This is a genomic window from Serratia sp. Je.1.23.a (assembly GCF_051129805.1).
Taxonomy (GTDB): Bacteria; Pseudomonadota; Gammaproteobacteria; order Enterobacterales; family Enterobacteriaceae; genus Serratia; species Serratia liquefaciens.
On the sequence record NZ_JBCPSR010000008.1, the window covers coordinates 149,049 to 161,877 of the forward strand.

Here is a 12,829-nt window from a genome sequence, read left to right on the forward strand (position 1 = left end):
ATAATTGGCGTTGCATCATCGTAGGGGCGCTGCATTAATCGGGGCGAATTTATTCGCCCCCTACAGGGTGACTGGGCCAAATACACGCAGCCAACACAGATGCGGCTTCAAGTATGCAGGGTAGATGCACATACCCTATGGATTTCAAGTTGCAGCCAGGCGCCCAGCTCATTCATCCTCCGGAGCTTACTTAAGTAAGTGACTGAGGTGAATGACAAATCTGTCGGGAACAGATTTGAACGCTGCTTGCTGCGGCCCCGAAGGGGTAAGACCCACGGATGGGTCTTGTAAGCAGGTAACAACGCTGCGGCTTGAAAGACGACGGGTATAGTGCCTTAACCCAGCGTCGGCATACTGTATTCAGACACCGTTTGCTGCCCGGTTGGCCAGCGGGCGGTGGCGGTTTTCATCCGGGTGTAGAAACGCACGCCGTCGGTACCGTGAACGTTTAATGCACCGAACACCGAGCGCTTCCAGCCACCAAAGCTGTGGAACGCCATCGGGACAGGCACCGGGACGTTGACCCCCACCATGCCGGCCTGCACTTCCTGCACGAACTGGCGCGCATAGTGACCGTTACTGGTAAAGATAGCGCTGCCGTTACCAAATTCATGCCCATTCACCGTATCAATGGCGGTCTGGTAGTCCGGCACGCGAACAATGCCCAACACCGGCCCGAAGATCTCTTCACGATAGATACGCATTTCCGGCGTAACGTGGTCAAACAGGGTACCGCCAACGTAGTAGCCGTCCGGGTAACCCGCCACCTGATAGTTGCGGCCATCGGCCACCAGGGTAGCGCCCTCTTCCACGCCCAGATCGATATAACCCAGGACTTTCTTCTGGTGCGCCGAGGATACCAGCGGCCCCATCTCGTTTTCTTCGCCACCCTGTTTAAGCCCTGGACCAACGCGCAGCTGAGCGATCAGCGGCTTCAGTCTGGCAATCAGTTTATCGGCCGTGTCGTCGCCGACGACCACCGCCACCGGCAACGCCATGCAACGCTCGCCAGCCGAGCCGAATGCGCCGCCCATCAGGGCATTGACCGTCGCGTCCAGATCGGCGTCAGGCATGATGATGGCCTGGTTTTTCGCCGCGCCGAAGGCCTGCACCCGCTTGCCGTGGGCACTGGCGGTAGTATAGATATGTTCCGCCACCGCAGAGGAGCCGACAAAGCTCACCGCCTGAATGTGGGGATCGGTGCACAGCTGCGCGGCCTCTTCGTTTGCGCAATGCACCACGTTGAATACGCCGTCCGGCAGCCCGGCTTCTTTCAGCAGTTCGGCCATGCGAACCGAGGCCGAAGGCACCAGCGCCGGGGGCTTGAGCACAAAGGTATTGCCGCAGGCCAGCGCGATAGGGAACATCCACATCGGCACCATCGCCGGGAAGTTGAAGGGGGTGATACCCGCGACCACGCCCAACGGCTGCATCAGCGAGAAGCTGTCAACGCCGCTGCCGACGTCCGCAGAATATTCGCCCTTGATCAGATGTGGAATGCCGCAGGCAAATTCCACCACTTCGATGCCGCGGGTCAGTTCGCCCAGCGCATCGGAATACACCTTGCCATGCTCGCTGACAATCAGCGCCGCCAGCTCGTCGCGATGCTGTTCCAGCAGCGCCTTAAAATTGAACATGATGCGCGCACGGCGCAGCGGTGTGGTGCGCGACCAGTCGGCAAATGCCTGGTGGGCCACGTCAATGGCCTGCTTCACCTCGGCGGCAGTGCTCTGCGTCACGCGGCGTTCAACCTGCCCGGAAGCCGGATTATGCACGTCGACGGTTTGATTGCTGCTGCTCAGGCACACCTGCCCGCCAATAAAGTTACCCACGGTTTTCATGTCTCACCCTCTTTTAAGTCCGCTGTCGCCTGACCGTCTGCGGCCGTAGCGTTTTCATCACACCGCTTGCCGGAGACTGCCCGCAAGCAGGCTAAATCCTGACCGGATGAAGCAAACTCTATTTCATTGAAAAAAAAGTTTCAAATAAATTATTTTAGAAAATTTGTTTTTAGTGCGGAAGGTCGCAGTTTTGCCACATCACCGTGCAAGGCCATTACATGAAGGAAAAAAAGCGGTCCCTGTGTTCACGCGCCAACGGCAGGGAATTAGCCCTGACTTTTATACAGAAACAGGCAGCCCACGGGGAAAGACGACCCGGCCAGACGCTAAAGGATCGCGCGGTAACGCTTGAGGGGCATTTGCGGTTTTTTTTGAACTGGATCTAAAAATCAATATTTCATTATTCACTAATTATGAAATAAATGTTCTTGTTTACCGAAGCGTTAATTCGACTATCACCGCCTTAATGACAGGCAGGGTCCAACCCCTTCCGCCTCCTCTTCCCTACAACCAACAGCGCGGGTGGAAGCCAGGAAAAAAAATCGGAGCAACACATGTCATCTCAGCGTAAGCATAATACCGGGTACATACTGCGAATATGCGGCATTGCGGCACTTGGCGGCATTTTGTTCGGCTACGACACCGCCGTGATCTCCGGCGCGATCGAATCCCTGAAAACCTATTTTAATCTCAGCCCCGCCGAGACCGGCTGGGCCGTTTCCAACGTGGTGATCGGCTGCGTGGTCGGTGCCTTTGCCGCCGGGCCACTGGCCGGGCGATACGGTCGTAAGAAGGCCCTGATGCTGGCGGCAGTGCTGTTCACCATTTCGGCAGTGGGTTCTTCACTGGCGCCAACTTTCACCTGGTTTGTGATTTACCGCATTATCGGCGGTTTGGCGGTGGGTATCGCCGCGACCGTTTCGCCGATGTACATGTCGGAAGTCTCACCCAAAGACATGCGCGGCCGTGCGCTCAGCATGCAGCAATTCGCCATCGTGTTCGGCCAAATCGTGATCTTCTACGTTAACTTCAAAATCGCCAGCATCGCCAGTGAAGCCTGGCTGGTGGAGATGGGCTGGCGCTGGATGTTCGCCTCCGGCGTGCTGCCCTGCATCCTGTTTTGCATTTTGGTATTTATCATTCCAGAGTCGCCACGCTGGAGCGTGATGGTCGGCCGGGACGATCAGGCGCTGGCGATGCTGACCAAAGTGTCCAACGCCGAACATGCGAAAAAAGTGCTGCAGGAAATCAAAGACTCGATAAAACAGGATCAACAAGCCAGCCAGAAAAAACTCAGCTATGCCGATAAACGGGTACGCTTCATTCTGTTCGTTGGCTGCATGATCGCCATGCTGCAGCAGGTCACCGGGGTTAACGTAATGATGTATTACGCTCCGGTGGTGTTGAAAACCGTCACCGTAAACGCGCAGGAAGCGCTGTTCCAAACCATCTGGATCGGCGTGATGCAGTTGGTCGGTTCCGTCATCGGTGCCATGTTGATGGATCGCATGGGCCGCATCCCGCTGATGCGTTGGGGTACGCTGGGCGTCATCGCTGGCCTGCTGATCACCTCCTATGCGCTCTATACCGAGGCCACCGGCTACTTCGCGCTGTTTGGCATGCTGTTCTTTATGGTGTTCTATGCGCTCTCGTGGGGCGTGGGCGCCTGGGTCCTGGTGTCAGAAATCTTCCCCAATCGCATGCGCTCTCAGGGCATGAGCATTGCCGTCGGCTGCATGTGGCTGGCCAACTTTGTCGTGTCTCAGACCTTCCCGATGATCAACGATAACCCTTATCTGTTCTCCAGCTTCCACGGTGCCTTCCCGATGTGGGTGTTCGCCGTCTGCTGCCTGTTCAGTTACTGGTTTATCGGCCGCTATATCCCTGAAACGCGAGGGGTATCGCTGGAAAAAATGGAGGACGTGGTCATGGCAAAACGCTATCGCCAACCTCAACCCGAAATACAACGCACGCCGCTGTAGCTCGGCAAATATCAGGCTTTATCAACTCATTCAGGAGTAATGCATCATGACCATTGCGCCAGACCGTTTTTGCATCAACCGCAAGATCGCGCCAAATCTCGATTTGGAACAGTTTTTCAGCCTGGTGAAAAAGTGCGGGCTCAACAAAGTAGAGCTGCGCAACGATATGCCGAGCGGCAAGGTGACCGATAACCTGAGCAACGATCAATTAAATGCGTTGGCAGAAAAATACGGTATCGAAATCGTCACCATTAACGCGCTCGGCATGTTTAACCTGCTAGACGATCAAGCCGCGTTGCTGAAAAACGCCGAGGCGCTGTTGTCACAAGCTCAGGCAATCCGCAGCAAGGCGCTGGTGCTGTGCCCGCATTGCAGCGCGGGCGATAACCGCAGCGAAGAGCAGAAAAAAACCGACACGCTGGCGGCCCTTAAGCTGCTGGCTCCGCTGTTCAGGCAATACGGTGTACAGGGCTATGTGGAGCCGTTGGGGTTCGGTATCAGCTCACTGCGCTCATCGCTGCTGACGCAGTCCCTGATCCGGGATTCTGGCGCGCCGTACAAAATCGTGCTGGATACCTTCCACCACTATTTAAGCGACGTAACGCAGCCTGAATTTGATGCGCAAATTCAGATCGACGGCATTGGGCTGGTGCACCTTTCCGGGGTGGAAGATCTGCGTGCTAAAAGCGCATTAAGCGACGAAGAACGCATCATGCTGAGTGACAAAGATCGGCTGGAGAGCAAAAAGCAGGTGCAGGATCTGGAGCGCCTGGGCTACACCGGCATTTACGCCTTCGAGCCGTTTTCGTCGCAACTGGACAGCTGGACGGCAGCGGATATAGAACGTGAAATCCGTCAGAGCATCGCTCTGCTGCAAGGGTAGCGGCCGCAAAGGGGCGAGCATGCTCGCCCCTGATTTAACCGGGCGCCCCTACCCTTATTTTCTCCAGATTATTTCAACGTGCTGACCACCAGCTGATGGCGCTCGTTGTAGAACTTCCGGTAGGCCAGGTAGCAGGCGATGATGGTCGACAGGCTGGCGGTCGACAACAGCATGAAAGTCACCATAATCTGGTACTTAATCGCCTTGACCGGATCGATACCGGCGAAGATCAGACCCGACATCATACCCGGCAGGCTGACCAACCCCACGGTTTTGGCAGAGTCCACCGTAGGGATCAACGAAGCACGGATACTGTCGCGGATCAGCGCCGCCGAAGCAAACTTCGGCGAGGCGCCCAGGCTCAGCATCTCCTGAATCTTCTGCTGATCGCTTTTGAAACGCTGCCCCAGGTTGTTGTAGCACAGGCCAACTGCCACCATCGCATTGCCGGCCACCATGCCGGAAATCGGGATCACCTGCATTGGGGTAAACTCAATCGAACCGGTCAGTACCAGCACCGCCAACGTTAATACCGCGCCGGTGGTTATGGCAATAAACGACGTCATAAATGCATGATCGATATATTTACTGCGCTTTTGCGCGTTGTAGGCGGCGTTAAAGCAGATAAACAGCACCATCAGCACTGTCAGAATGGCGTTATTTACATCAAAAATGTATTTCAGCACGTAGCCGACAATGATCAGTTGCACCACCGCCCGGCAAATACTCCAGATAATGTCTTTTTCCAGCGCCAGCTTTTCTTTATGGCTGATTAAAATAGCAATAATCACCAATACCATCGACAAAGCCAAAGATTCATTGCTGATGTTATGCTGGTTCATTGGTCGTCTCCTGCGCCCGAGCGCCATGCGCACTCAAAGTAATCACATCATCCGCATGTTTGATTTCATCTTTATCATGCGTAACCCACAACACCGCGACGCCATGCTGCGCGACCAGTTGATGAATAATTTCATTAACGTTGCGTTTATTATCTTCATCCAGCGCACTGGTGATCTCATCCAATAACAGAACCTTGGGCATAAACTGCAGGTTACGGATCAACGAAATTCGCTGCTTCTCGCCGCCCGATAATTCGTTAACGCTTTTATCCAGCATATTTTCCGCTAGCCCAAAGCGCACCAGGTCGGCCTGCATCTTTTTCCTGTCCGGTTTTTGTTTGCGAATCTGGTAGGGCAACGCGATATTGTCATACACGCTGTCGCCAAACAGCGAAGGGGTTTGAAAACAGTATGACACCTGTTGACGATACTCTTCCGGCGGTATATCGGTAATGGCCTTACCGGCAAAAATAATTTTTCCACGGGTCGGGTCGATCAAGGAAGATACGATTTTTAGCAGGGTGCTTTTTCCGCAGCCAGACGGGCCGGTAATCAGTTTAAATTCGCCCTGATTCAGACCGAAAGACACGGAATCTAAAATAACCTGCTCGTCTATTTGATAATGAATATCATCCAATAACAGTATTTCTTTGCTTTCCTTCATTATAAGCACGCATCCATCATGAAAATATTTGCACCCAGGCCCTCAGTATACGGCCTCAAAAATTGCACTGCCAATGGCTGGTCATTAGTCGTAACAAAGGAGTCGGGCTGAGGCGCTTTTCGCTCCGTCAGCCCTGTGTTGATCCGCTGTGAAGGGTAGTCAAAATGACGAAACAGGAAAGGAATTACATTTTTTTGGGTGATGCACAAATATACCAGCGTAACGAATTATTGATGCTGCGATGAGTACAACGAACTTTACCCTCTTTTTCCAATGCCAATAACAGCGTGCGCGTGGTGTAAATATTTTCACCGCATTTGTCTGCCAGCTCCCTGGTTTTAGGCCAGTGTTCCGGTGCCGGAGGGTGATGTTCCCCTGCCCCCGACGCGCGCTCCATACAGAGTTTTCGTAACACGTTTAGCATATGTGACTTCCTGATTTCATATGTTATCGGCGCCTTGGCCATCGCGTACTCCTTGGGTTACTTTTGCCTGCTCCTGTCCTGCGGCAGCACGTCGGCCACGCGCAAGGTGTAAATCATCGTGGCGCCCGGGGGGATTGCGGGCGGGCTTCCTTTGTCGCCGTATGCCAGAACTGGCGGCACCACCAGCGTCATGGACCCATGCTTGTTCAATTTGCCGATGGCGGCGCGAAACAGCGGTGGATATTGCGACAAAGGCAAAGAGATAGTGGTGCCGGCCAAGTCCATATCCTTGATCACTTGCCCATCGGGCAGGCTCTCGCGTACCACGATATCGACGTTGTCATTGGCGTTTATCTGCCCGCTGCCGGCATAGTCCACACGGTAATAAAAACCGAGCGCATCTTTTTGCACGCCAGGCTGCTTGGCGAAATCGGCGAGGTAGGTTTTACCCTCCCCCCGTATCGCCTGCTGTCGCTGCTGTTGGGCCTGCTGCAAGGCAGCGTCTGCGGCCTTTAGCGCGCTGTCGATGGCGGCATCATCCAACCGTTGCTGCCCCGCCAGCGTATCGGCAATGCCCGCCAGCAAGCGCGGGCGATCGGCTTCAATTCCCAAGCGGCGGTTCTCTTCCTGTAAATGCAGAATGTCACGCCCCAGCGAAACCCCGGCGGCGTAAGCCTGCTTATCGGCATCGCTGGCCAGCTCCGGCGGTTGTCGCTGCGCGGCTAGCTGACGGTTGAGCTGCTGCAACTGCTGCTCTTGCTGCGTGACGATCCGCTGCTGTCGTGCCAGAGCCGCCGCCATGGCGATCAAGTCTGGCGGCGTGGCGATGGCCTTACGGATCCCTTTTAACGCGGCCACCAGCGGCCGGATATCAATCGGGTCCGGTTTGGGTGTTGCCTTGGGGGCTGGCGCCGCCGGTTGAGCCTGAGCCGCCAGCTGCTGTTCCAATTGGCGGATGGTTTCGGCTTGCCGTTGCAGGGCCTGATTCAGCACAGTCAGACGGGCGTTGTCTCCGCGCGTAACAGCGGCGGGTTTGGGCTTGGCAGTCACCGGCTGAGGCGCTGCAGGTGCACTTTCCACCACCGGCACCGCCTGCTGTTGCTCGGCAAATTTCAGCAATGCGGGAATGCCGTCATCCTTGCCAGGTGCAATCTCTGCCGCCGATGCAGCGCCCCATACCAACAACAGCAGCAAAGCAGCGGCTCCTTCCGCATACCTTCTCATGATTACAGGCTCTCCACCCGGCTCGACAGATCGGACATCAGCTCATGCTCAACGTCGGCGCAGAATTTCTCGGTTTTATATTTATAAAGCGCATCTATGGCTTTACGGGTGCTTTCATCGACATTACTGCGAATGCCGGCATATCCCGAGGCGTTGGACAACAGCCCGTTAAAATAAGCAATCCGTTTCTGATAGCTTTGCGGATTAATATTCTTAAGTGAGTTGACCCGTTGCTGACAAAGCGCGATCCGTTGCTCATCAGTGTTTTCCTTAGGATTACTCTGTGAAACTTTTTTCATGGCAACCGTGCCGGTGCCATTTTTTCCTACGCAACCGGACAGCAGTAAACAGGACATTATCATCAGCGCCGTAGCGACGGTGGAACGGCGAGTTGAATCATTAATTATGGTAATCATTCCGTTTATCATCCCTTAATTATCACTTAGGTCATTATTATGTCGCGAAGCCCTGCTTTATCTGACTGCTTCTGATTAATCCTAACGAGTTAAATAACAAAAACGCACAATAACAGTCGGGTATTGGTAATAATCCGATACACATCTGTATTGTTATGTTTTTGTTAAAACTCAAAAAGAAATTATCGTAGCCACAATGAATGAAAGTCACATCCCAGGCCAGTATTACCGGCGCGTTCACCCATAAAAACAAAGAGTTAACTTTTTACCCGCGATTAACGCGCAGAATTCATCATCTGCTGTCTGAGGGCGATATTATCAAAACAATATTGCTAATTGTAGTGCGAACACTAATTCTGGCGATCTAATATCTCGCATATTGCTATTTATATAGTCATTTATTCTGGATAATATTTGTATACGATCTATTGATTTTCAATTATATATATTTCTTTTTCCTTTTGGTTTTATATTCTGTATTTGACTTAACTTAATAAAAGCTATTTCCAACCGCACCTATTATTTGCAAGAATAATCCCAGCAAGACGCTATGGTGATATACCTATTTTTCTTTTATGGATTTCGCTTGTACGACTTCCAAAATATTTCGTTATTCACTCATGAATAACGGAGGGTGGCGTATTGCCCAGAGCAAAAGGATCTGGCTCCAACTACGGCGTCGGCGACATGACGTTGCCGCTGTTGTGGGGGATTTAGATGTGCTGTTCTTTTTATTTAAATACTCTCTACAGGAACTTGAGAAATGAAACTGAATAAATTAATGCTGGCAACCGTGATTGCTTTCGCTTCTGCATCTGTTGCTCACGCCGCATCTAACCAGGGCAGCGGTAAAGTCACTTTTACCGGTGAAATTATTGATGCGCCATGCAGCGTAGCACCGGAATCTGTTGATCAAACTGTCCCTATGGGCCAAATCAGCAGCCGTCTGCTGGCTAAAGAAGGCAAATCCAGCTCTGAGCCATTCAGCATCGAACTGAAAGATTGCTCTATTGCGACCATGAAGAACGTCCAGGTGACCTTCACCGGTACGCCGGATCCAGATAACAGCAAACTGCTGGCACTGAGCGGCACCGCAACCGGCGCTGGCATCAGAATCTATGACAACCTGCATTCCAAAGACGTTGAACTGGGCACCGCAACCGATGGCCAGGGTCTGACCGAAGGTAATAACTCCCTGAAATTCGCCGCTTATCTGCAAGGCAGCAGCGCTTCTGGCGCCGTGGTCCCAGGCGAATTCACCAGCGTTGCAAACTTCACACTGGCTTACCTGTAATCCCCCCTCGGGGACGCCACTTTGGTGTCCCCGTTTTACCTGCACGGACATTGGGTAACGGGACCAACGGCTACAGGGAGACGCCAGCATGACAAACCGGATTTCGGGCGTACTGCTTATCGCGCTCAGCCTTTGCAGCGCAGAGGCGACGGCGAAAAATCAGGGCCACGGCACACTCAACCTGGGTGGCGAGATCGTCGAAACCCCCTGCGGGATTGCCAGCGAAAGCCTAGACCAGACCGTTGATTTCGGCCTGATCTCGATGACCGATGCGGCATTGGATACGCAGCCGGTACTGATCGGCAGCCGCCGCAACTTTGAGATCAAGCTGGTGAACTGCGAATTGGCCAGCATCGTGAAACCCGACTTTATCTACCGCGCGGCCACCGTCACTTTCAACGGCATCGCCGACAGCCGAGATCCCGATCTCTTGGGGGTTTATGGCGAAGCCCAGGGCGTGGCTATTGAGCTACTGACCGCCAACGGCGTTCAGATACCGCTGGGCAGTACCACCGCGGATTACCAGATTGTCGCCGGCGACAACACGCTGCGCTTTGGCGCTCAGTTACGTATTCATCCCGACAGGGCCAGAGCCGGCGGATTCAGCTCACTGGCGAAATTCACCCTGTCTTATCTGTAAGTAACGCCTCGTTAGGCGGGTGCCGCCGTCAGGCACTGAATGACATCACGTATTACGTATTCAGGTCGTACAGGATGACCTGCTATTGGGCGCGGATTTGCCATGAGTGATTATTCTATGACGTCATTACTGACACGGAAAAAAATACCCCTTACCGTCATTCTATCTTTCCTCTGGGTGCATTCGGCTTTTTCCGCCACGGAATTCAATACCGACGTATTGGATATTGGCGATCGCAGCAAAGTGGATTTATCGCGTTTTTCCGACGCCGATTACGTCATGCCCGGCGCCTATTTGCTGGATATCAAAATCAACCAGAAAACCTTGCCGCAGCGCAGCATTCAATATTATCCGTCGCCGGATAAAAAGGATCGCTCTCGCGTCTGTCTGCCGCCGGATCTGGTCGAGAAAATGGCGCTGAAAGAAGACGTCCTCAAAAAAATCACTCTGTGGCACGACAACAGCTGTGCCGATATCAGCGGCATCAAAGGGGCGACCATCTCCGACCGCATCGGCGGCGGCGTCTTGGCCATCACCATCCCGCAAGCCTGGATGAAATATTCCGATCCGGACTGGACACCGCCGGAGCAGTGGGACGACGGCATTCCCGGACTGCTGCTGGACTACAGCATCAGCGGCCAGGTCGGCAAGCAGAGCCACAATAACAACACCGCCGAAAATCTCAGCAGCTACGGGACGGTGGGGGCCAACCTGGGTGCCTGGCGCCTGCGTGCCGACTATCAGGCCAATTACAATCAGCAGGCCGGCGAGCGCGATAACAACTTCGACTGGAACCAGATCTACGCCTACCGCGCGCTGCCGATGCAGGCTGCCAAGCTGACGCTCGGTGAAATCTTTCTCGACTCGGGGGTCTTTGATTCTTACCGCTTTACCGGTCTGAATCTGGCCAGCGACGAGCGCATGCTGCCGCCAAACCTGCAGGGTTATGCGCCGGAAGTACGCGGCATTGCCAAGAGCAACGCCAAGATCACCGTCTCGCAAGAAGGTCGTACGCTGTACGAAACCACCGTGCCCGCCGGGCCGTTTGCCATTCAGGATCTCAACAGTTCGGTACGTGGCCGGTTAGACGTGAAGGTGGAAGAACAAGACGGCACCATCTCCACTTTCCAGGTCGACACCGCCACCATCCCTTACCTGACGCGCCCCGGCTATGTCCGCTACAACGTCGCGGTGGGTAAACCTTCGGCATACGATCACCGCACGCAAGGGCCACTGTTTTCCGCCAGCGACTTCTCCTGGGGGCTGACCAGCGCCTGGTCGCTGTACGGCGGCGCCCTGCTCGGCGGCGATTACAACGCCTGGGCGCTCGGCCTGGGTCGCGATCTTAACGTGTTCGGCGCCATGTCGGTGGACGTGACGCAGTCCATCGCCCGTTTGCCCAATGAGCCTACCGCCAGCGGCATGTCGTTCAAGGTCAACTACGCCAAGCGCTTCGATGAGCTGAACAGCCAGATCACCTTCGCCGGCTACCGCTTCTCACAGCGCAAGTTCATGAACATGTCGCAGTATCTGCAAGAGCGCTACAACGACTATGACGAACGCTACAACGGCCGCCAAAAAGAGCTGTACACCATTACCGCCAGCAAAACCTTTATGGCGGAAGACAGCGCCAAGGCGATCACCGCTTACCTGACCTATTCGCACCAAACCTATTGGGATGCCAGGGCGCAGGATCGCTACGGGTTATCCGCCAGCAAGCTGTTCAACGTCGGCAATGTCAGCAACGTGACCGCATCGCTGTCGGCCTACCGTACCACCTATCACGGCCGCACCGATGACAGCGTGATGCTGAACTTCAGCGTGCCGATCGGCGATCGCCGCCGGCTCGGTTACTCACTGCAAACCAGCAACAGCGACGTAACGCAGATGGCGTCTTACAACGACTATACCGACCCGAACAACACCTGGCAGGTCAGCGGCGGCTTTAACCAGTCCGGCAAATCGCTGGCCCGCGGCTACTACAGCCATAACGCCTCGTTCGGCTCACTCAACGCCAGCGCCTCTTACCAACAGGACAGCTATTCGTCGATCGGCGGAACCTTCCGCAGTGGCATTACCGCTACCCGACACGGCATAGCCGCCCACCAGAACTCCAGTAACGGTGGCAGCCGGATGATGCTGGACACCGACGGCATCGCCGGGGTGCCGATCAACAACGGCCGCGCCTACAGCAACCGCTTCGGCCTGGCGGTGATCTCCGATATCACCAGCTACTACAACACCGACACCCGCATCGACGTCAATACCCTGGCGGACGACGTGGAGGCCACCCGAGCGGTGGTGCAAGGCACGCTGACCGAGGGCGCCATCGGCTATCGCCACTTTGAGGTGGTGAAAGGCAGCAAGCTGCTGGCCACCATCAAGCTTGCCGACGGCAGCGAACCGCCGTTCGGCGCCACGGTGCTGAGCGAAAAAGGCCGTGAGGTAGCGGTCGTGAACGACGGCGGCTCGGTCTACCTGACCGGCGTACAGCCGCAAGAGCAGCTGGACGTCGCCTGGGAAGGCCAACGCCAGTGCCGCATTGTTATACCGGGCGCCGCCAAGCCGCTGGACCAGCTACTGCTGCCGTGCGCCAAACTGTAATCCGTAACGCAGAGA

At 54.7% G+C, this 12,829-nt stretch carries 11 protein-coding genes; 5 read left to right on the forward strand and 6 right to left on the reverse strand.

Translation table 11 applies throughout. The annotated features are described in order from the left end of the window. Positions 1 to 335: 335 nt before the first annotated feature. A complete protein-coding gene (locus AAZT04_RS22815; RefSeq protein ID WP_048760466.1) occupies positions 336 to 1,841 on the reverse strand; it encodes a CoA-acylating methylmalonate-semialdehyde dehydrogenase in 1,506 nt (501 codons plus the stop codon). A gap of 554 nt (positions 1,842 to 2,395) precedes the next feature. Between AAZT04_RS22815 and AAZT04_RS22820 the strand changes: the two genes are divergently transcribed. Next, positions 2,396 to 3,823, forward strand: a complete 1,428-nt coding sequence (locus AAZT04_RS22820) for a sugar porter family MFS transporter (RefSeq protein WP_046372444.1) — start codon at positions 2,396 to 2,398, stop codon at positions 3,821 to 3,823. 46 nt (positions 3,824 to 3,869) lie between these two features. Next, complete coding sequence (locus tag AAZT04_RS22825; protein ID WP_020837406.1) at positions 3,870 to 4,706, forward strand: TIM barrel protein; 837 nt, start codon at positions 3,870 to 3,872, stop codon at positions 4,704 to 4,706. 68 nt (positions 4,707 to 4,774) lie between these two features. On the opposite strand, the gene fetB is transcribed toward AAZT04_RS22825, so the two are convergent. The 5 genes from fetB to AAZT04_RS22850 all read right to left on the reverse strand — a co-directional run bounded on the left by fetB (position 4,775) and on the right by AAZT04_RS22850 (position 8,276). After that, complete coding sequence (gene fetB, locus AAZT04_RS22830; RefSeq protein ID WP_020837408.1) at positions 4,775 to 5,548, reverse strand: iron efflux ABC transporter permease subunit FetB; 774 nt, start codon at positions 5,546 to 5,548, stop codon at positions 4,775 to 4,777. Further along, a complete protein-coding gene (gene fetA, locus AAZT04_RS22835) occupies positions 5,535 to 6,212 on the reverse strand; it encodes an iron efflux ABC transporter ATP-binding subunit FetA (protein WP_020837409.1) in 678 nt (225 codons plus the stop codon). The genes fetB and fetA overlap by 14 nt, the downstream gene beginning before the upstream one ends. Positions 6,213 to 6,396: 184 nt before the next feature. Further along, positions 6,397 to 6,678, reverse strand: a complete 282-nt coding sequence (locus AAZT04_RS22840) for a FaeA/PapI family transcriptional regulator (protein ID WP_041415077.1) — start codon at positions 6,676 to 6,678, stop codon at positions 6,397 to 6,399. A gap of 15 nt (positions 6,679 to 6,693) precedes the next feature. Next, positions 6,694 to 7,860, reverse strand: a complete 1,167-nt coding sequence (locus AAZT04_RS22845; RefSeq protein WP_434681891.1) for an FKBP-type peptidyl-prolyl cis-trans isomerase N-terminal domain-containing protein — start codon at positions 7,858 to 7,860, stop codon at positions 6,694 to 6,696. Between the two features lie 2 nt (positions 7,861 to 7,862). Continuing rightward, positions 7,863 to 8,276, reverse strand: coding sequence for a hypothetical protein (locus AAZT04_RS22850; RefSeq protein ID WP_122080414.1), 414 nt, complete (start codon positions 8,274 to 8,276; stop codon positions 7,863 to 7,865). A 763-nt stretch (positions 8,277 to 9,039) separates the two neighbouring features. Here AAZT04_RS22850 and AAZT04_RS22855 point away from each other — a divergent pair. The 3 genes from AAZT04_RS22855 to AAZT04_RS22865 all read left to right on the forward strand — a co-directional run bounded on the left by AAZT04_RS22855 (position 9,040) and on the right by AAZT04_RS22865 (position 12,814). After that, positions 9,040 to 9,570, forward strand: coding sequence for a fimbrial protein (locus AAZT04_RS22855; RefSeq protein ID WP_020837413.1), 531 nt, complete (start codon positions 9,040 to 9,042; stop codon positions 9,568 to 9,570). An 88-nt stretch (positions 9,571 to 9,658) separates the two neighbouring features. Then, positions 9,659 to 10,210: a fimbrial protein gene (locus AAZT04_RS22860; RefSeq protein ID WP_048760457.1), complete on the forward strand. Its 552-nt coding sequence runs from the start codon at positions 9,659 to 9,661 to the stop codon at positions 10,208 to 10,210. Between the two features lie 102 nt (positions 10,211 to 10,312). Beyond that, positions 10,313 to 12,814, forward strand: coding sequence for a fimbria/pilus outer membrane usher protein (locus AAZT04_RS22865; RefSeq protein ID WP_434681894.1), 2,502 nt, complete (start codon positions 10,313 to 10,315; stop codon positions 12,812 to 12,814). Positions 12,815 to 12,829: the final 15 nt, after the last annotated feature.